The sequence below is a fragment of the Thauera sp. DNT-1 genome (assembly GCF_055393985.1).
The window spans coordinates 3,433,109-3,453,252 of the sequence record NZ_AP043752.1 but is presented as its reverse complement, the minus strand read 5'-3'; the positions used below and the strand labels follow the sequence as shown (position 1 = coordinate 3,453,252).

Below are 20,144 nucleotides of genomic sequence, written 5' to 3'. Positions count from 1 at the left end.
ACCCATTGGTATCCCTTCCTGCTGCAGCATATTCGGCCATCACCCAATCGACCATCGTCCCCTTCGAAGTCGAGCACTCCTCGGCGCTCGAGCTTCGTACTCCGGCCTGGCGCTCACCGGCCGGTGCTTTCGGAAGGCGCAGGCGGCGGTTGTGGTCGACCGAACGCCCCCCGGAACGCCGTGAAATCGATGGTCGCGCAGCCCACCCCGGGCAAAGGCGACCTTGAGTCGATCAACCCGCTTCTCGGCGACCCCTCTTTCAAGTGGACGCTCAACTCAACGAGGTGCCCGGCAGGGTCGGATCCGCCTGCGGCTCGATGCCCGCGGCGCAATGCAGTGCGGGCCGACCGACGAGCCGAGTGTGCATCTGCTCGAACGCGTCGAGGCGTCGATCGCTGCTCCGCACAAGGGCCAGGTCTGCGCTGATCTGAACACCTCCCTAACGGACGAGCCAGCAGGGTGCAGGGCGCGCGCCGCGTCCTTCCTCGCCCCCACGGGCGATGCACACCTGACGCGAAAGGACGGCGAAGGCACCGGACCAAGAAATCGGCATGCAGCGCCACCCCAGGATCCTGGCTTCCCGGCACTTCCCGCGGTGGGAACACAGCGCTCGGCCCCTCCGAGGGCTGATGGCGCGGATGAGCGGCCTTAGGAAACATCCAAACTGACTCCCGGATCAAGTACGTGGAGTAGGGAGCGCGGATTCCGATCGATCCAAACGCGAGCGCCGCACCAGCCTTTCCCGTCGTGCCATTTTTGCTGCACCGCAGCTAAACCAAAGTCTAATAGCCCTCAATGAGGCAAGAGCTCACCATGCCCCCACATGCATGACCAGCGAGTCTAGAGCAACCCGTGACACCTGCCGAATACATTTTGAGCGAGCTCCGACGAAAAAGCGGAAAAGCAAGGGACATCACCACCCTGATGGGTGTTCGCACCGATTGAAGTTGCCATCGAGGCAGATGCCTAATGGAATCTCGCGAGAATCACTTCTTACGCCTTGGAAGATCGGGCTTGCAGACTGGATATGCAGGAACACTCGACCAAGCGGAACGAACATGCGCGCGACAGCCGATCGAAACCGGCCGGATGAAATTCACCACACGCGATGCAGGGGCTGACGTGAAAACTCCCTTAGTCACCGAAATACAGCGTTTTAGCTTGCAGGATGGTCCGGGATTCCGGACGACGGTGTTCTTGAAGGGTTGCCCACTGAAATGTCCTTGGTGCCACAATCCTGAAACACAAAAGGTGACCAAGGAATACTATTACAACCGTGATCGCTGCGTGAGCTGCGGACGGTGTGCGGCGGTCTGCCCAACCGGCGCATCGCAGCTGGTCGATGGGCCAAGAGGCACCCAGACCCTAAAGCTTGACCGCGACAAATGCACAAATTGCATGCGCTGCGTCGCTGTTTGCCTCACGGGCAGCCGCGAATCCGTCGGGGTTGAAATGACACTCGATGAGATCCTGCAGGAAGTTTTGTCCGATGAGCCGTTTTACCGCAATAGCGGCGGCGGGGTCACAATCAGCGGCGGCGATCCTCTCTTTCATCCCGCGTTCACGTTGGAACTGGCACGCAGAATCAAGGAGCGCGGCGTCCACGTCGCGATCGAGACCTCCTGCTTTCCAAAGAAATGGGGAACGATCCAGCCGCTACTGGAGTTCGTCGACCTGTTCATCGTCGACCTGAAATCGCTGAATCCGAAAAAGCACGAGGAAGTCGTTGGCTGGCCACTGCAACCGATACTCGAAAATATCGAGCATCTCTTGCAAGCCAAGGCCGATGTTCGCATACACATCCCTGTAATTCCGGGATTCAATGACTCCCAAACGGATTTCGAGGACTACATCACTTATTTGAGTCGCCATGCCGCACAGCTGGACGGCGTCGATATTCTAAATTATCACGTCTATGGAGAAGGCAAGTACCGCTCCTTGGGCAGGGAAAAGGAGTACCAGTACTTGGGTGTGGAAGAGAACCCGCCCGAGAAGGTAGTACCACTCGCCAAAGGTCTGAAGCTCGCCGGCATCAAGAGCGTAACGATCGGCGGGTTGGTTGGGATCACAGCGGACAGACACACGAGCAGTCGCGACGCTGGGACGGGGTGTATTGCATAAATCAAAGGAGACTCATCCATGGGAACCACCACATGCAAGCAGTGCGCAAACTTCTTTCCCGTCCCCAAGGACGCGGATGACTACGAAGCAGGAAAGGCAGACTGCGTGCGCGAAAAGGAAGACGAAAAGGGCAAATACTGGCTCTCCAAGCCGGTATTCGAGAACAGCACGCAATGTGAAGCCTTTTACGCGAAGCGCTAAGACCAAAGCTTGAGGAGACCGCCATGAACGACATCGTAAGCGCCAAGATTCTGGAATATAAGGGGAAGACGCTCAATTTCACGCCGGAAGATCCGGCGGAAGCGAAGATTCCAGCCGACGAGTTGCACGAGCATCTGCAAAAACCTTCGACCGCTAGAACCAAGCGCCTGAAGGAGCGTTGCCGCTGGAAGCACGCATCCGCCGGCGAGTTCATCGAAAAGAGCGTCACGGCCGGCATCGAGCGCATGCGCTATCTGACCGAAGCGCACAAGGCCAGCGAAGGCAAGCCCGAAGCCATCCGTCGCGCGCTCGGCCTGGCGAACGTTCTGAACAAGTCGACCCTGGTGCTTCAAGAGGACGAATTCATCGTCGGCTACCACGCCGAGGATCCCAACATGTTCCCGCTGTATCCCGAACTGTCCCACATGGCGGTTCAGGACTACCTGAGGAGCGACTACTCTCCACAGCCCGCCGACGAGGCTGCGGCGATCAACGAGTACTGGAAGCCGCACAGCCTGCAAAGCAAGTGCCAGCCCTACTTCGACCCGGCGGACCTCGGTCGCATGTACCAGGTCAGCAGCATGGAGGCCCCCTCCTTCGCGTCCGGTTACAACAGTATCGTGCCGCCCTACGAGACCGTCCTGGAGGACGGGCTGCTCGCGCGCATCAAGCTCGCCGAGAAGCATATCGCCGAAGCCCAGGGCGATATGTCCACCTTCCCCTGGAACGGCACCAAGGGTCTCGACAACATCGCCAAGATCGACAACTGGAAGGCGATGGTCATCGCCTGCAAGGCGGTCATCAGCTGGGCGCGCCGTCAGGCCCGTCTGTGCCGGATTGTCGCCGAAAATTTTGAAACCGATCCGAAGCGCCAGGCCGAACTGCTCGAAATCGCCGACATCTGTCATCGCATTCCCGCCGAGCCCTGCAAGGGCCTCAAGGACGCGATGCAGGCGAAGTTCTTCACCTTCCTGATCTGCCACGCCATCGAACGCTACGCGAGCGGCTACGCGCAGAAGGAAGACACCCTGCTGTGGCCGTACTACAAGGCTTCCGTAATCGACAAGAAGTTCCAGCCGATGGACCACATGGGCGCGGTGGAACTCGTCGAGATGGAACGTCTGAAGATTTCCGAGCACGGCGCCGGCAAGTCGCGCGCCTACCGCGAGATCTTCCCGGGTTCGAACGATCTGTTCATCCTCACCGTCGGCGGCACCAACGCCAGGGGCGAGGACGCCTGCAACGACATGACCGACGCCATCCTCGAGGCGGCCAAGCGGATCCGCACAGCCGAGCCTTCCATCGTCTTCCGCTATTCGAAGAAGAACCGTGAAAAGACGCTGCGCTGGGTTTTCGAGTGCATCCGCGACGGTCTCGGCTATCCGTCCATCAAGCACGACGAGATCGGCACGGAGCAGATGAAGGAATACGCCAAGTTCAGCCTGAACGGCAACGGCGCCACCGACGAGGAAGCCCACAACTGGGTCAACGTGCTGTGCATGTCGCCCGGCATCCACGGCCGCCGCAAGACGCAAAAGACCCGCTCGGAAGGCGGCGGCTCGATCTTCCCGGCCAAGCTGCTGGAAATCACGCTGAACGACGGTTACGACTGGTCGTACGCCGACATGCAGTTGGGCCCCAAGACCGGCGATCTCACATCGTTGAAGACCTTCGAGGACGTTTGGGAGGCCTTCCGCGAACAGTATCAGTACGCGATCAACCTCTGCATCTGCACCAAGGACGTGTCGCGCTACTTCGAGCAACGCTTCCTGCAGATGCCCTTCGTGTCCGCAATCGACGACGGCTGCATGGAACTCGGCATGGACGCCTGCGCCCTGTCCGAGCAACCCAACGGCTGGCACAACCCGATCACGACGATCGTCGCGGCGAACTCCCTCGTGGCCATCAAGAAGCTGGTATTCGAGGAGAAGAAGTACACCCTCGAACAACTCAGCCAGGCGCTGAAGGCGAACTGGGAAGGCTTCGAGGAAATGCGCGTCGATTTCAAGCGTGCGCCGAAGTGGGGCAACGACGACGACTACGCCGACGGCATCATCACCCGCTTCTATGAGGAGATCATCGGCGGCGAGATGCGCAAGATCACCAACTACTCAGGCGGCCCGGTCATGCCGACTGGTCAGGCGGTCGGACTGTACATGGAAGTCGGCTCGCGCACGGGCCCCACGCCCGACGGTCGTTTCGGTGGCGAGGCAGCAGACGACGGTGGCATCTCTCCCTACATGGGCACCGACAAGAAGGGCCCGACCGCGGTGCTGCGCTCCGTGTCGAAGGTGCAGAAGAACCAGAAGGGCAACCTGCTGAACCAGCGTCTGTCCGTGCCGATCATGCGCTCCAAGCATGGTTTCGAAATCTGGAACTCGTACATGAAGACCTGGCACGACCTGAATATCGATCATGTTCAGTTCAACGTCGTCAGCACGGACGAAATGCGCGCAGCGCAGCGCGAACCTGAGAAGCACCATGACCTCATCGTTCGCGTCTCGGGCTACAGCGCCCGGTTCGTCGACATTCCGACCTACGGGCAGAACACCATCATTGCCCGTCAGGAACAGGACTTCAGCGCGTCCGATCTCGAGTTCCTGAACGTCGAGATTTGAAAAGATCTACTGGAGAGGGGGGCTTCCTGCTCCCCTCTGCTTATGGTCGTACCAAGAGATATGGAGGGCTACAACATGGAAGCAGAAAAGAACTTGCAAAACCAGCCGCATGCCGAGGTCGGTACGGCGAGGCCGTGCCGTAGCTGCAAGTGGCAAACCCCCGATCCCACCGATCCGCACCGTGGGCAATGCACCGCCAACCGCCACGCCATGGGGGGCGTCTGGAAACGCTGGCTCAGGGACGTCGAAAACACGACCTGCTCCAGACACGAGGAAGGCAAACTCAGCTTCCGCGACCACGTCTGAGCATCGGACAGACGTGGCTAACCTCCCGACCATTGTAACGATAGATCATGAAAAACCATTCTAGTGCAAATGGCCTGTTCGTCCCGGAAGTCGACCCTTACTACTATGTGAGTACGGAGAATCAGAGCTTTCTCGATAAATTTGCCAAGATATCGAAAAAGCATCCGGTCAATGTACTGGTGGTCGGGAAACAGGGCTGCGGCAAGTCCTCGCTGGTGCGGCAATACGCCGCCGTCAACAGGTTGCCCCTGGCGACCTTCCAGATCGGCATTCTGTCCGAGCCGGGGCAATTGTTTGGTGAATACGCGCTGGAGAACGGAGAGACCCGCTACAAGCAGTTCCTCTTCCCCCAGGCGATCCAGACACCCAATTGCGTCATCCACCTTGAAGAGATCAACCGCCCCGAGCATCCGAAAGCGTTGAACATGTTGTTCTCCATCCTCTCCGATGATCGTCAGGTATGGATGGATGAACTCGGCCTGCTGCAGGTTGCGCCCGGCGTCGTTTTCTTCGCGACGCTCAACGAAGGCGCTGAATTCGTCGGCACCGAACTACTCGACCCGGCCCTGCGCGACCGCTTCTATGTCACGACCATGGATTTCCTGCCGAATGAAGTTGAAATCGAGGTGCTCGAAAAGAAAACGGGCGTGACAAATGAGCAGGCGAGGGAAATCATCGCGGTGGCGAACAGCATTCGCGCCAATGCAGACCTCGGCGTCGACGTTTCCACACGCAAGATCCTGATGCTCGGCGAGATGATCGCCGCCGGCGGAACGCTGCGCGAAGCCATCGTGACGAGTCTCCAAACCGACAAGAAGACGCTTGAATCGGTTTTGCTGTCCCTGCACGTGAATCTGGGGAAGGTGGAAAAAAGCAAGACAGAATACGTTCAATACATCGCCGCCTAAGGTCTTCCATGGCCAAGAACCACGACACCACACTTCGGCTGATGAGCAGCGCTGGGGACGTCAAGCGTTTCGTCATTCCCGGCGAGGAGGGCTATTCGGACTTCTGGCGTAGAGACAAGTCACCGATCGAATCCGTCGAGTTGGTGAAGCTATTGGTCGCAATTCGCAAACTGTCGACTTTTATCGGGCGCAACGTCGGAGAGATCGTCTGGTCTGGAATGGAACTCGACAATGCGCTCGCCCTCGATCCAACGCCAATAATGGGCACGTATCCGGTGCCGGCGGGAAAGACCGATCTGATGGTCGGCCTCATGGTTCAGGAGGCATACAAGCGCGTCGAGTGGTCCGAGCGCCTGCGCGAAATGTTCCGGCTGCGTGTCCAGCCGCCGACGCAATATGAATACAAATTCGACATGTTCTTCACCGTCTGCGAGTCCGTCTACGTCGACGGCCTGGCCAACAAGAGCGTGCTCGGCTACTACGCCGAGGCGGCGCGTGACTGGCGTATCGTCAAGACGCTGAAGAGTCTGATCAAGCCGCCCACCCTTTCCGAGATGCTGCACCTGTGGTGGCGCTTGGCAGCCGACCGCGATCCGGAGCTCTACAAGCAAGGCCACAGCGACCTCACACTCGGCGGCCTGGTCATGCGGGGTAGCCTGGACCAGTACTACAGCAAGCCGATGCAGACCATGAACAGCATTGTGCCGGCCCTGCGTAACGACTGCCCCGAGCTCTCGAGCGTCAGCGATCGCTGTGACTTCCGCCTTGATCTCTACGAGAAGCTATGGCGCGAGGTGCTCACGCACATCCGCTTCTGGCCCGGCGATCGCAGCGATCGGTTCATGATGCCCGACATGGGCGATGATGATGAACTGGCCCGGGAAGAGGCGGAGCAAGCGGCCGTCAAGGCCACCATCGTCAATTACGCCAACCTGATCGAGGCGGCACTGCCGCAGAAGAACCGGGACTTCACCGATCAGATCAAAGGCAACGTGGCAAACTTCGAGAACGTTGCCCGAGTCGAGGGAAACGACATCGTCATGATGGCGCGCAACCGCGTCGATCGTCACCTGTTGCACAAGCTCCAGCAAGTGGTGCGGAACGCCACCGATCGCCGGAGCGTTTTCAACCGCGGGCTGAATTCAGGGAAGATTCATAGTCGGCGGCTTTACCGCGCCCACACGACCGGCGCCGTGTTCCAACAAAAGAAGCACGAGTTCGACATGCGAAAGAATGTCGTGCTGCTCGTCGACGCGACCGGATCGATGGCGGATCCGACGCAATGGGACCAAGCGGAAATGATCTACCAGACGCTATTCACGGCGATTCTGGAGTATACGAGCAACGCACGACTATTCGCCTACAACGAGGTCAAGAACGCCTGCCGCATCACCGAGATCTATCGTGGTGGCCGCATGCTCACGGTGTTGCCGCACGGAAGGACGGCTTCCGGCGAAGCCATCATCGCCACGGCGCTGAATACCCGTACACCGGGAAAAAATACGCTGTTGGTCCACATCACCGACGGCGCCTCGAACTGGGGGTGCGGCGTCGCAGATGCCATCAAGTACTGCAAGGGTAACGGTATCAGCCTGCTCACCTTGGGCATCAGCTGCAGTCTGTCCGCCAAACAATCGCTACGCGACGAATACGGCAGTCTCGTGAAGTTCGTCGACAAGACGGAGCAATTGCCCAAGTTGTTTGGCGAGTTGATCATCAGCGAAATGCGTGAATCGAGGACATGACCGAAGTGAGCACTACCTTACTCGAACACGTGCTGGAAGCCGAATGGCAGATGTTCGTTTGCGTCAGAAGTGCACGGCACGCCCCCTGTCAGAGCGCTCCCGACAACTTCAAGACGATCCGTTCCAGCCTGTTCGAGACGTGGACGCAACCGATGCTGGCCTCTTATCTTGCCGACCTGGATGAGGCCGAGAGGGTTGGGCGCAACCTGCTTGCGGAAAAATACGCGCGCATGGACAACTTGATTCCTGCGCTATCGAGCAGCCCGCTGATCGACATCATCGTCACCATCGAAAGCAATTGGCAGGAAGCGTTGAAACGCAGCTATCCCGCCCTTTATCAGCGATGTTGCCGCAGCATGGATGAAACCGGCGACGGCCGGAATTTCGGAATCTATCTGGGCTGCGAACTGGAGACCTACGGCGATCATACATTGCAGCTGTATTTCGAGAACATCGAGGCCGCCGTCGCTGCCAATCGCAATCTCGCGGTCGAGGCCCTGCATCGGCTGGTGTGCAAGAACGGCTATCGCGACCTGGATCACGCCGAGAGCGTGTTGAAATACGGAGAAACAGCATGAACATCGACGTTAGGCTGAACCTGCTCGGCGTACTGGGCATCGACCAGAGCGAACTCGCCATCGACACGCCGGCGGACGCCACGGTCGCCACATTGATCAGCTTGATCGACCAGCACAATCCCGGCTTCGCTGCGGCGGTGACGAACGACGCCGGAGGCCTCTCGCCGCAGTTCGTATTCTTCATCAATGGCCGCAATGTCGTACTCGTCGATGGCATGAATACCAGACTGAACGCCGGCGATGTGGTCAACGTGATTCCGGCCATTGCCGGAGGCTGAAAGGGAGGTACAACATGATCGTCGACCGGCCGGAATCGCACTTCATCTTCGTCGTTCCTCTGGATCACATCGAGTACCGTTACAACTACATCACCCTGCGCGGCGAGCCGCTGACCAACAAGCAGTACCTCGAACATTGGGGAAAATGGCTTGTGTTCGGCATGCGCGAGGAAGTCGAGGAACTGGCCAGGAAGCTGGACCCCTATGTCGAAGAAAAGACGGTTCCCGCCGTCAAATACGATCGCAAGTTGATCACCGAATTCGAGCTCAACCGCTGCGTCATGTGTGTCTATTGTCACGATGAAACCAAGGACGAGGTTTGGGAAATCCTGGCTGCGCTCGGCGTCAAGGACAAGGCATGGATGTATGAACGGGAGACGCTGGAGAAATGGCTGCCCGGCGGTGTCAATCTGGAAAAGTGGATTCAGGGGCGCGGTCTGGATCATGAACACGCCGAACGCGTACGCGCAGATGCACATGCAAGGTTCAAGAGAATTTTCACCGACGAGAATGAAATCTTCACCGGCATCGATCAATAGCCTGAATCCGTGTCCGCTCGCCCCCAGGCGACACCCGCAAGCATGAGTCCCGAGCGCGTTGACCGGCAACATCAGCCTGCCGAGGGTTCGTCCCCCCCGTCGTCATGGCATGGCGCGCGGGCGGCCCGGCATCCGCGGCGGGTAGCGCGATGACCGACGCGAGTCGCCACACCACGCGCCCCCGGGCGCCTGCCGCAGCCCTCGGGGGCCCTGCCACAGATCCGCTGCCAGGCCGCACTGCGGGTCTGCTTTGGCTGATCACCGGCTTCTGGATGTTGCAGCCCCTGTCGGCCGACCTCTATCTGGCTTCGCTACCGGAACTGGCGTCGTCCTTCCGCGTACCACCGGCGACGGTGCAACAGACCTTGTCGATGTTTGCGCTCGGCGTAGCCTTATCGCAGCTTGTCAGCGGGCCACTGTCGGATCGCTTCGGCCGCCGCCCGGTCCTGCTGGGCGGGCTGCTGGTTTATGTCGTGGCAAGTGCGGCCTGCGCATTCACCACGCATATCGACGCATTCATCGCCGCCCGCTTCGCCCAAGCCGCCGGCAGCTGCACCGTCGCCGTCATCGCTCGCGCGGTCGTCCGCGACGCCTATTCCGTCGGTGAAGGCACGCACGTGATCGCCCACTCGACGAGCGTGCTCGCGGTAGCCCTGCTGCTCGCCCCCATCGTCGGCGCCCAATTGCAGACCACCTTCGGCTGGCGCGCCAACTTCGCGCTGCTGACGCTCGCCGGCGCCGCGCTCACGCTGACCTCGCTCGTGCGCTTCACCGAGACAAAGGCGCAGCGCAACCCCGCGGCGATCCGCCCCGCCGTGCTGCTGCGCAACTACGGCGCGCTGCTGCGCAACGCCGGATTCTGGGCATACGCCTTGCCCTGCGCGCTCTCATACGGGATGGTGTTCGTCTTCATCTCCGGCGCATCGTTCGCACTCATCGACGTACTCGGCGTGCCCACGCGCTACTTCGGCTACTGCTTCGCACTCGGCGTACTCGGTTACCTGGTCGGCACCCAGGTCTGCCGGCGCATCCTGCCGCGCTACGGGCTGTCGCGCACGCTCCGCCGCGGCAGCACGCTGTCATTGGTGGCGGGCCTGAGCTTGGGCGCCGGACTCACGCTCGGCCTGCAGCACTGGACGACCGTCGTCGTCGCCCACTTTCTCGTCACCCTCGCACACGGCATCAACAGCCCATGCGCGCAGAGCGGTGCAATCGCGCCCTTCCCCGAAAAAGCCGGCACCGCCGCGGCCCTGCTCGGATCGCTGACGATGCTCTCGGCCTTCCTGGTCACGACGCTGATCGGCGCAAGTTACGACGGCACGCTCCGTCCGCTCGCTGCCGTCTGCGCGCTGCTCGCGCTCGCGCTGTTCGTCGCCGAACGTGCCCTCGCCGCACACCGCCCGGCTGAGGAGGCACGATCATGACCCTTCCCCTACCCGGCGGCGAAGCCGCCTGGATTGCCGCGCGCGCTGACGCTTCGCGCTACGTCCTGTCCGAACACGTGATCCGCGCGCTGATGGCGGGGCGGATATGCGTCCCGCAGATCGAAGCCGCGCTGCGCGGCGGTCACGTCATCGAGGAACACCGGCATCGCGAACGCGACCCCGCTTACCTGCTGTGCGCGGTCCACAACGGCAAGCCGGTGCATGCGATCACGGCGCCACGCGCCGACGGCTGGCTCGTGGTCACCCACGCCTACGTGCCGGCGCCCCCCTTGTGGCGCACCGCATTGCACCGTTCTTCAGGAGAGCCGACGATGTCCGATTCGATCACGACCTGTTTCTTCTGCGGCGGCGCCATCAAACAGGTGACCGTAGGCAATTTCGACTACCGCCTCGAGGGACGGCTGTATGTCATCAAGAAGGTTCCCGCCGGCCTGTGCCAGCAGTGCGGCGAAAAATACGTCGATGCCGAGGTCGGGCGGCGGCTCAATACGCTGATCGCACAGCAGGCCTTCACCGGCAGCGAGGCCGTCAGCGTGATCGACTACGCGACCGCGCCGTGAACGGCCTGACGCTCGCCGAACGGTATTTCGAGCGCTACGGCGGCGAATTGCTCGGGGGCGAATTCGCGCCTTGGCGAGAGCGCATCGCGGTGGGGCTCGCAGGTGACGGTTCCGACTGCCTGGGGTTCGACGACGAGCAGTCGCGCGATCACGATTGGGGTCCGGGTTTCTGCATGTGGCTGAGCACGGCGGATTACGCCGCGATCGGCGCGTCGCTGCAGCGGGCTTATGAGCGGCTACCGAAGTCGTTCGCGGGCTTCGAGCGCTCGACCACCGAATGGGGTGGCGGACGCGTCGGCGTGCTCGAGATCGGCGCCTGGTACAAGCAGTATCTCGGCCATCCCGAAGGACCGCAGACGCTCTTCGACTGGCTGCGCATCCCTGAAAAGAATCTCGCTGCGTGCACCTCCGGACGGATCTTTCACGACCCGCTCGACGAGTTCTCGCGGCGCCGACGTGAGCTGCTCGCATTCTATCCGGAAGACGTCAGGCTCGCGAAGATCGCAGCCCGCTGCATGTCGATCGGCCAATCGGGGCAGTACAACTTCGCGCGAGCACTCGCGCGCGACGAGCTCTTCGCGGCGCGCTATGCCGAAACGAAGTTCTGCAACGATCTGATGTCGCTCGTCTATCTGCTCAATCACCGCTATGCGCCGTATTACAAGTGGCTTCACCGCGGCCTGCTCGCGCTACCCCGCCTGGGCTGCACCGTCCATCCGCAGCTCATGGCGCTGGTGTCGTCGTCCGACCCGGAGCTGAAGCATGCGTGCATCGACATGCTGTGCGAGGCCGTGATCGCCGAGATCCGCGGTGAAGGGCTGAGCGACTCGGAAAGCCCATTTCTTGTCGATCATGGTCCACTCATCCACGAGCGCATTCACGATCCGTCATTGCGCCGCCTGAGTGTCCTGATCGGCTAGAGCCGGAAACGGGAGATTCCCATGACGAAACGGATATTGATCATTGGTGGCAGCTATTTCGCCGGCCGTGTCTTCGTCGAGGAGGCGCTGAAGATGGAGAACGCCGAGCTGCATGTCTTCAACCGCGGCAACCTGCCCCTGCGCATGGATCGCGTCACCGAGTACGTCGGCGACCGCGAGCTAGATGTGCGCGATGCGATTCCGGAGCTGGAATGGGATGCTGTCGTCGATTTCTGCGCCTACACCCCGGCGCACGTCGAAACCCTGCTCGGCAGCCTGCGCGGCGCCGCCGCCCAGTATCTGTTCGTCAGCACCACGACGGTGTACCGCAAGACGACTCGCCAGCCGGTCGACGAGCGCGCGCAGCTGCTTGACGGGCCGCAGCCGGAGCTGGGCGAGTACGCCTCATACGGCTACGACAAATGCCTGGCCGAGCAGGCCGCGCACCGCGAATGCGAGCGGCTCGGGATCGCACTGACCGTGCTGCGCCCCGCGATCATCTACGGCTACTACAACTATGCGCCGCGCGAGACCTATTTCTTCGACCGCCTGCGCTATCGCGAGCCCATCGTGATCCCGGAGCCGGGGGCGTCGCGCTTCAACTTCATCTGGGTCGTCGACATGGCGCACCTGCTCCGGCAGTGCATCGGCGATACACGCACATTCGGAGAAACCTTCAATCTCGCTTCAGGCGAGCTGGTGTCCTACGCCCGCATCGTCGAGGCGCTTCGCGAGATCACCGGCAAGACGGTCGAGACCCGCGGCCTGCCGGTCGAGGAGATCTCACGCCGTAACATCCCTTTGCCGTTCCCGATCGACGAGGACCTCGTCTATAGCGGCGCAAAGATCGACCGCCTTTTCGGCTTCCAGCACACACCGTTCCACGTCGGCCTGCGCGAGACGCTCAAGTATTACCTGATGACGAAGCGTCGGGAGGCTGCAGCCGGCGGGGAGCCGCGATGAGCGCCGACCTGATCCTGCTCAACCTCGTCGCGCTCTCGCCCGGATGCCGGGCGGACGGGCACGCCGCCGATCTTGTCGCGATCGAGAACGGTCGAATCCTGCACGTCGGCGACCATTCGGCACGGGCCGCGCTCGCCGGACCGCACACGCGGTTTGTGGACTGCCAGGGCGCAACGGTGATTCCGGGGTTCAACGACGCACACTGCCATCCGGTGGCATTCGCGATGACGACGCGCTACGTCGATTGCTCGCCGCCGCGCGTCGGGAGCATCGCGGAGCTCATCGACACACTGCGGCTCCGCGCGGCCGATACACGGCGGGGCAACTGGTTGCGAGCGGCGAACTGCGACCCGGCGACCCTCTCGGAGCGAAGGCTCCCAAACCGCTGGGAGCTCGACCTCGCATCGTCCGACCATCCGGTAATTGTCGTGGAGCGCGATGGACAGCATTGCGTCCTCAACACCAGGGCACTCGCGCTGTGCGGCATCGACGAGTCGACGGAAACATCCGACGCCGGCACGATCCACCGCGACCCCGCGAGCGGACGTGTCGATGGCATCGTTTCGGGCAACCACGCGCAGGTGAGCGCAGCGCTCCCACCGCTGGCCCCGGACGAGGTCGAGGCCGGCCTGCGCATGGCCGACCGTGCCTTTCTCGAGTCCGGAATCACGACCTTGCAGGATACGAGCTGGTCGAACACGCCCGCGCATTGGCACGCGATGGCCGATTACAAACGCCGCGGCCTCATCAGCCCACGCGTGTCGTTTTGCGCTGGTGCGGACAGTATTCGCGCGTTCGCCGAGCAGGGACTGCGCACGGGAAGTGCACATCACGACCTCGCGTCCGACATGCTGCGGCTGGGGGCGGCGAAGATCGCACTCGACGAGAGCGCGGGAGATCCCGCCCCGCCGCAGGAACACCTCGACGGCGTTGCGCTTGCGGCGCACCACGCGGGCTTTCAGCTCGCCTTCCACGTCCCGGACCTCACGCTGTTGCATCGATCGCTGAACACGCTCGAGCTGCTCGCCGACGCCGGTCTCGGATTTCCTTTTCGCGCGCGCTTCGAGCATTGCCCGGCCTGTCCCAACGAGTGGATGCCCCGCCTCGCCGCGAGCGGCGCGATCGTCGTCGCGCAGCCCGCCCTGCTGTCCTTGGTGGCGCGCGCACTGCATTCATGCGCGCCGGATCCAGCGCAGCCTGCGCTCCTCCCGTTCCGTTCGTTTCTGAATCACCACGTCCCGCTCGCGTTCGGTTCGGACGCGCCGCTTGTCCCATGCGCGCCACTGGAAGGGCTGAAAGCCGCCGTCATGCGATGCGACGATGCGGGCCGAAAAGTCGCAACCGAGGAGGCGATCCCGCTCCGGGAAGCGCTGCGGCTGTACACCTTCGGAGGGGCTTGCGCCACCGGCGAAGAGGACACGACGGGGACGCTCGAGGCCGGTCGGCGCGCCGACCTCGCGGTGATCGAGGGTGCGGGAGATTTCGTCAGCGCCGATGACCTCAGGCACGCCGAGGTCGTCATGACGCTGATCGGCGGACGCATCGCCTGGACCCGCTAATGGCTGCGGTCGGCACGATCGGAGTGCGGTCCGGAAGCGACCCGCCGACGTGCCCGGCCCGCCCCGGAGAGCCGCCCCCCGCTCGGTTCAGTCGGCGCTGCGCTGCGGGTGAAGCGTATAGCGTGCAGTGAGCACAGCCTTGTCAAGAACGCGCCCCTCGATCGCCTTCAGCACATCTGGGCCGGTGAACTTCCCTTCCACCGGACAGCGATCGAGATCGACCGCATAGAGCGCAAACACATAGCGATGCACACGCTCGTCGTTCCACGGCGGACACGGGCCGTCATAGCCGAAGTAGTCGCCCGCCATCTGCGCGTCACCGCCAAAACCGCGCGTGAAGTCGTTGAGCCCGTGCCGCGCACCGTACCGCGTCGCCGGCCCCGCCTTTCCGCGCACCGTGACGCGGTCGGAGAACTCCCCCTCGGCGAGTCCGCGGCACGCGGACGGAAGGTCGACGAGCACCCAGTGAAAGAAGTCCACCCGCGGCATCGTCTCCGCAATCACGACGTCGTCGCGGTTGATCTGGTCGAAACGGCTCGGCACGTCCGGATCGTGACACAGCAGCACGAACGATCGCGTGCCGGGCGGCGGCTCGTACCACGCGAGATCGGGACTACGGTTGGCGCCGAGGCGGAAATGGTGCTCGGCATCCGGTATCGCGAACGCATTGGCTGCCGGCAGGCGACGGTTGTCATCGAAACTGCTGCTGATCAGACGCATGTCGTGTATCCCCTGCGCGCAGGGGTGGCACGCTCGCCACCGCCCACGCGGCTTGTTGGCGTCCGGCGGGAGTCGCCGGACCTGCCGTCAGGCGCCGCGGAACGCCGGGACGCGACGCTCCCCGAAGGCCTTGAAGCCTTCCTTGCGGTCCTCGGTGTCGCGCAGCACGCCCCACAGCAGGTGCGAGTACAGGATGCCGTGCTCGAGCGGCATGTCCTTGCCGAGCACCGCGGCCTGCTTGGTCGCCTGCACGCTCAGCGGTGCGGCACTGGCGATCTTTTCGGCATAGGTGCGGGCGAGGTCGGCGAGCGCCGACGGCTCGACGACGTCGCTGACCAGCCCGTAGCGCAGCGCCTCTTCGGCGGTGATCATCTCGCCGGTGAGCAGCATCTTCATCGCCACCGCCTGCGGCATGGTGCGCGGCAGCGCCTGCGTGCCGTTGAGGCCGGCGAGGCTCGCGACCTTGACTTCGGTGAGGCCGAACTTGGCGTTCGACGAGGCGATCCGCAGGTCGCACGCGAGCGCAATCTCGAGCCCGCCGCCGACGGCATAGCCGTTGATCGCGGCGATGATCGGCTTCCACATCTTCATGTGCGGCAGGATCGGCTGGCCCTCGCGCAGATAGGTCGCCGCCATGCACTCGGTGGGCGGCGGGGCCTTCTTCATGTCCGTCCCGGTGCAGAAGGCCTTCTCGCCCGCGCCCGTCAGCACGGCGACACGGATGTCCGGATCGGTGCGCACGCGGGCCCAGATTTCGGTCAGATCGGAAATCGATTCCGGATCCAGCGAGTTCATCGCGTCAGGACGATTCAAGGTGACGTAAGCGACGTGGTTCGATACTTCCAACGTTACCGCCATTGCAGTTCTCCTATTTGCGGGTGTCCCAATCTGCTTCAGGCGCCGACGAACAGGCTGTAGGGCCTGCCCTCGGTAAGCAGCTTCTTGGCGATCGACATGCGATGGATTTCGGACGCGCCCTCGACGATTCGCCAGATCCGGACCATGCGCGCGACGTATTCGATGCCCAGCTCGTGCGACAGACCCAGCCCGCCGTGCAGCTGGATCGCACGGTCGGCGACGCGGGTGAGCATTTCGGTCGCGGCGATCTTGAGCGATGCGGCTTCGAGGCGCAGGTCCTTGTGTCCCTGATCGGACTTCCAGGCGGTGAAATAGAGCTGTAGCCGAACCTGCTCGAGCTCGACGGTCGAGTCGGCGATCCAGTTCTGCACTGTCTGCCGCTCGGCGAGCGGCACCCCGAAGGTGCGTCGCATGTTCGCCTGGTCGATCATCATCTGGATCAAGCGCTCGGCCATTCCGGTGCAATGCGCGGCGAGTTCGATCCGGCGCACGCCGAAGCGGTTCTGCAGCGGGATGAACGCGTCGCCGATCTCGCCCAGCACGGCTTCGTCGCCCACCCTCACGTCGTCGAGATAGACCGTCCACGTCGGCATTGCACCGATCACCGGGATTTCACTGCCGATGCGCAGCCCCGGCGTGTTCTTGTCGAGGATGAACGCGGTGAGGCGCCGCTTGGTCGGAGCCTCCTTGTCGGTCACCGCGATGCAGATGAAGAACAGGGCGTCCTTGTCGCACTTGCTGATGAAGATCTTCGAGCCGTTGATCACCCATTGGCCGTTCTCGCGCACCGCCGTCGTGGTCAGGCCACTGATGTCGGAGCCTGCACCCGGTTCGGTCGCCATCATCGCGGAGTCGATCTCCCCGCGGCAGTATGGGCCGAGATACTTGTCACGCTGCGCGGCAGTACCGCATTCGTTGAGGTAATAGAGATTCGGCGCGTCGGGCGGCAGCGTGAAGCCGTGATGCGAGAAACCGATCAGCGACTTCGACATTTCCTCGACCACCAGGGTCTTGGCGAACATGCCAAGTCCCTGCCCACCCAGGCTTTCATCGACCTCGATACCCCAGAAACCCATCTCCCGGGTGAGGTTCAGCAGACGATCGTGATCGGCAGCCGGCAGCAGCGTGTACCCGTCGGTCCACATCCGCATTTCCCGCTCCAGCATGACCTTCTCGAGCGGCATGAGCTCGTTGGTGGTGAACCGGCGGGCCACCTCCTTGAGCATCGTCTGTTCTTCAGATAAGGAAAAATCCATTTTGTTGTCTCTTGTCCTGAGTTTGACAGCTGCCGATCGTGAGGCAGGCTGCACGGGAAATATTCGCTGGCTGCCCTTCGCAATAAGGGCCTCCAGCAGTCACACCAGCACCGCCCGACCGACCAGATCCTCGATTTCGTCATGCGAATAGCCCAGCATCCCGCCAAGGACCTCGCGGGTGTGCTGCCCGATCGCCGGTGCCGCGGTCTTCATCTCGAGCGGGGTCCGCGAGAACACGATCGGCGCACGGTTGTAGAGCGTGACGCCAACCTCGGGGTGATCGAGGTAGGCCCAGAAGCCGCGACGTCGCAAGTGCTCGTCCTCGATCGCCTCGCGCGCATCCCGCACCTCGCCGGCCGGCACACCGGCCTCCAGCAGGGCCTCCATGAGCCAGTCCGCGTACTGCGTCGCCGTCCAGCACTCGATGCGCTCGTTGAGTTCGTCCTCATGCTGGCGGCGCATCGCCGGCGTTGCGAAGCGGGGGTCCTCGGCCCACGGCGGATTGCCCATCACGCGGCGCAGCGCGGCCCACTGCGCGTCGTCGAACACCGCAATCGCAATCCATTTTCGGTAGCCCAGCGTCGTATAGACACCGTGGGGAACAGCCTCCGGATCGGCGTAACCAAGGGCCCCGAGCGTGTCGCCGTTGGCAGCGAAGGCCATCGGCGAACTCGGCGTCATGGCGATGGCCGACTCCAGTTGCGAGATGCTGACCGTCTGGCCGCGCCCTGTGAGCTCGCGATCGAGCAGCGCCGCCATGATCCCGAACAGCGTGTGCGTCGGCACCATCACGTGGTCGGTGTAGTTCGTGCCGGTGCCGAAGGGCGGTGCGCCGGGAAAACCGGCGCGTGCCGTCAGGCCACACAGCGCGTTGAGGTTCACGCCGTAGCCCATGTAGCGGCTGTGAGGGCCTTCGACGCCTTGCAGGCTCATCGTCACGTAGATCGCCCGCGGGTTGATCTTCTGTACCTCGTCCCAGCCGAGCTTCCACTTCTCCATCTGCCCGACGCGGAAGTTGTTGATCACGATGTCGCTCTTGGCGATCAGCCGCACCGCAACCTCGCGTGCGCCCGGATGATTCATGTCGAGCGCGATGTCGCGCTTGTTGGCGTTGCGCGCGGCGAAGTACCCGCTGCGGTCGAGGCCGGTGCCGATCCCATCCTTGAAGGGCTCGCCCCGGCGCAGCGTGTCGGGGCGCTTGACGCTTTCGATCTTGATCACATCCGCGCCGCACTGCGCCAACACGCTCGTCGCGATCGGCCCCGCGCCCACCCACGAGAAATCGCACACGACAATGCCCTCCAGGGCACGCTCAATGCTCTTCTGCATACACCGCCCCCACGCGCGAGAGATTGTCGATTTCGGATACCGAATAGCCGGACTCGGCCAGTATTTGCCGGGTGTGCTCGCCAATTCGCGGTGCGTTCCGGCCGAGCTGCCATTGCAGCTCGCCGAATTCGTACGGCGCGCCGGGGTAGGTGATGTCGGCCCCCAGTGCGTCGTTGAACTGCGTCTTCCAGAACCCCCGATGCATGAGCTGCGGGTTCGCGAGCAGATCGTGCCCGTCGCTGACCGGCGTCACGGCGACGTTGAAGCGCTGCGCCGTCTCATACAGGTAGGCCTTGCTGCGGGCGCGCGTATAGCGCTCGAAGACGCGACAGAAGGTCGCATAGCCCTCCTCCGAGCAGCGGTACGCGTAATCGATCCACTTGTCGTCGTCGAGGAGTTCCCACTCCTCGACGCGCTCGGCCTCCAGCCAGCGGACAAAGGGCGTCCACATGTCCTTGTTGCGGCCCATGATCGCGACCAGCGCGATGAAGCCATCGGCGCACGGATGCAAGGTCGCGCTGCCGGCCTCGCGACCGCGCCCGCGCCGGATCTTGCCCTCGAGGTCCCAGAATTGCGCTGCATTCTCGAGCGCCATCGCCTCGGCTTCGATGCAGGCCACGTCGACCAGCTGGCCTTTCCCGGTGCGCTGCGCGCTGAAAAGGGCGATCGCACTGCCGACGGCCGCGTACGCCTCGGCCATCCGGTACGCCTGGTTGTCCGGCGCACGCACCGGCTTGTCGCCGCCGACGCCGGCCAGGTAGAGGAAGCCGCTCAGCGCCGAACAGGTGAGATCCGAACCCGGATACGGCGCCAGGGGGCCGGTGCGCCCGAACGGCGTGATCGAGGTCTGCACCAAGCGGGCGTTATCCCGGCTCAGCACGTCGTAGGAAAGCCCAAGCCCGTCGAGATAGCCCGGGCAGCAACTCTCGATCAGCAGATCGGCGCCGTCGCAGAGCCGGCGGAACACCGTCCGCCCCGCCTCGTGCGCGAGGTCGACAGCGAGGCCGCGCTTGCCCGCGTTGTAGTAGAGGTACGGCAGACTCGCCTGCACACCGGGTTCGTTGTGGAAATAGGGGCCGACGCGGCGCAGCGGATCGCCCGCGGGCGACTCCACGTGAATCACGTCGGCGCCCAGCCCGGCGAACATCTTGGCCGCATAGGGGCCCAGTTCGCCGGTCATGTCCAGCACCCTGAATCGGGAGAAATCCTGTCCCATGTCACATTCCTCTTGCTCACCGAG

At 62.8% G+C, this 20,144-nt stretch carries 19 protein-coding genes; 14 read left to right on the top strand and 5 right to left on the bottom strand.

Features of this window, described 5'->3' with window-relative positions:
• Positions 1-1,089 precede the first annotated feature (1,089 nt).
• The 14 genes from bssD to ACZ5PP_RS15880 all read left to right on the top strand — a co-directional run bounded on the left by bssD (position 1,090) and on the right by ACZ5PP_RS15880 (position 14,741).
• Positions 1,090-2,121, top strand: a complete 1,032-nt coding sequence (gene bssD / locus ACZ5PP_RS15945; protein WP_464826282.1) for a [benzylsuccinate synthase]-activating enzyme — start codon at positions 1,090-1,092, stop codon at positions 2,119-2,121.
• Positions 2,122-2,139: 18 nt separating this feature from the next.
• Positions 2,140-2,322, top strand: coding sequence for a benzylsuccinate synthase gamma subunit family protein (locus ACZ5PP_RS15940; RefSeq protein ID WP_464826281.1), 183 nt, complete (start codon positions 2,140-2,142; stop codon positions 2,320-2,322).
• Between the two features lie 23 nt (positions 2,323-2,345).
• Positions 2,346-4,940 (top strand): glycyl radical protein, encoded by a 2,595-nt coding sequence (locus tag ACZ5PP_RS15935; protein WP_464826280.1) that lies wholly within the window; start codon positions 2,346-2,348, stop codon positions 4,938-4,940.
• Positions 4,941-5,015: 75 nt separating this feature from the next.
• A complete protein-coding gene (locus ACZ5PP_RS15930) occupies positions 5,016-5,246 on the top strand; it encodes a benzylsuccinate synthase beta subunit family protein (protein WP_464826279.1) in 231 nt (76 codons plus the stop codon).
• Positions 5,247-5,293: 47 nt separating this feature from the next.
• Positions 5,294-6,154 (top strand): AAA family ATPase, encoded by an 861-nt coding sequence (locus ACZ5PP_RS15925; RefSeq protein ID WP_464826278.1) that lies wholly within the window; start codon positions 5,294-5,296, stop codon positions 6,152-6,154.
• 8 nt (positions 6,155-6,162) lie between these two features.
• The gene (locus tag ACZ5PP_RS15920) at positions 6,163-7,899 is read left to right on the top strand and encodes a vWA domain-containing protein (RefSeq protein ID WP_464826277.1); all 1,737 of its coding nucleotides are present in this window, start codon (positions 6,163-6,165) and stop codon (positions 7,897-7,899) included.
• The gene (locus tag ACZ5PP_RS15915; RefSeq protein ID WP_464826276.1) at positions 7,896-8,477 is read left to right on the top strand and encodes a DUF4125 family protein; all 582 of its coding nucleotides are present in this window, start codon (positions 7,896-7,898) and stop codon (positions 8,475-8,477) included. Before ACZ5PP_RS15920 ends, ACZ5PP_RS15915 begins: the two co-directional genes overlap by 4 nt.
• Positions 8,474-8,755: a MoaD/ThiS family protein gene (locus tag ACZ5PP_RS15910; RefSeq protein ID WP_464826275.1), complete on the top strand. Its 282-nt coding sequence runs from the start codon at positions 8,474-8,476 to the stop codon at positions 8,753-8,755. The genes ACZ5PP_RS15915 and ACZ5PP_RS15910 overlap by 4 nt, the downstream gene beginning before the upstream one ends.
• A gap of 14 nt (positions 8,756-8,769) precedes the next feature.
• Positions 8,770-9,294: a hypothetical protein gene (locus ACZ5PP_RS15905; RefSeq protein WP_464826274.1), complete on the top strand. Its 525-nt coding sequence runs from the start codon at positions 8,770-8,772 to the stop codon at positions 9,292-9,294.
• 272 nt (positions 9,295-9,566) lie between these two features.
• Positions 9,567-10,718, top strand: a complete 1,152-nt coding sequence (locus ACZ5PP_RS15900; protein ID WP_464826273.1) for a multidrug effflux MFS transporter — start codon at positions 9,567-9,569, stop codon at positions 10,716-10,718.
• Positions 10,715-11,299, top strand: coding sequence for a YgiT-type zinc finger protein (locus ACZ5PP_RS15895; protein ID WP_464826272.1), 585 nt, complete (start codon positions 10,715-10,717; stop codon positions 11,297-11,299). The genes ACZ5PP_RS15900 and ACZ5PP_RS15895 overlap by 4 nt, the downstream gene beginning before the upstream one ends.
• On the top strand, positions 11,296-12,219 hold the full coding sequence (locus tag ACZ5PP_RS15890; RefSeq protein ID WP_464826271.1) for a DUF4037 domain-containing protein: 924 nt from the start codon (positions 11,296-11,298) through the stop codon (positions 12,217-12,219). Before ACZ5PP_RS15895 ends, ACZ5PP_RS15890 begins: the two co-directional genes overlap by 4 nt.
• A 21-nt stretch (positions 12,220-12,240) precedes the next feature.
• On the top strand, positions 12,241-13,182 hold the full coding sequence (locus tag ACZ5PP_RS15885; RefSeq protein ID WP_464826270.1) for an NAD-dependent epimerase/dehydratase family protein: 942 nt from the start codon (positions 12,241-12,243) through the stop codon (positions 13,180-13,182).
• Complete coding sequence (locus ACZ5PP_RS15880) at positions 13,179-14,741, top strand: amidohydrolase (RefSeq protein WP_464826269.1); 1,563 nt, start codon at positions 13,179-13,181, stop codon at positions 14,739-14,741. The genes ACZ5PP_RS15885 and ACZ5PP_RS15880 overlap by 4 nt, the downstream gene beginning before the upstream one ends.
• Positions 14,742-14,828: 87 nt before the next feature.
• On the opposite strand, the gene ACZ5PP_RS15875 is transcribed toward ACZ5PP_RS15880, so the two are convergent.
• The 5 genes from ACZ5PP_RS15875 to ACZ5PP_RS15855 all read right to left on the bottom strand — a co-directional run bounded on the left by ACZ5PP_RS15875 (position 14,829) and on the right by ACZ5PP_RS15855 (position 20,120).
• Positions 14,829-15,461 carry a YbhB/YbcL family Raf kinase inhibitor-like protein gene (locus tag ACZ5PP_RS15875; protein ID WP_464826268.1) on the bottom strand — a complete coding sequence of 211 codons (633 nt, stop codon included), beginning with the start codon at positions 15,459-15,461 and terminating at the stop codon, positions 14,829-14,831.
• A gap of 87 nt (positions 15,462-15,548) precedes the next feature.
• Entirely contained in the window at positions 15,549-16,319 is a 771-nt protein-coding gene (locus ACZ5PP_RS15870; protein WP_464826267.1) for an enoyl-CoA hydratase/isomerase family protein, read from the bottom strand.
• Positions 16,320-16,354: 35 nt separating this feature from the next.
• Positions 16,355-17,575, bottom strand: coding sequence for an acyl-CoA dehydrogenase family protein (locus ACZ5PP_RS15865; RefSeq protein WP_464826266.1), 1,221 nt, complete (start codon positions 17,573-17,575; stop codon positions 16,355-16,357).
• A 99-nt stretch (positions 17,576-17,674) separates the two neighbouring features.
• A complete protein-coding gene (locus ACZ5PP_RS15860; RefSeq protein WP_464826265.1) occupies positions 17,675-18,904 on the bottom strand; it encodes a CaiB/BaiF CoA transferase family protein in 1,230 nt (409 codons plus the stop codon).
• A complete protein-coding gene (locus ACZ5PP_RS15855) occupies positions 18,888-20,120 on the bottom strand; it encodes a CaiB/BaiF CoA transferase family protein (protein WP_464826264.1) in 1,233 nt (410 codons plus the stop codon). The genes ACZ5PP_RS15860 and ACZ5PP_RS15855 overlap by 17 nt, the downstream gene beginning before the upstream one ends.
• Positions 20,121-20,144: the final 24 nt, after the last annotated feature.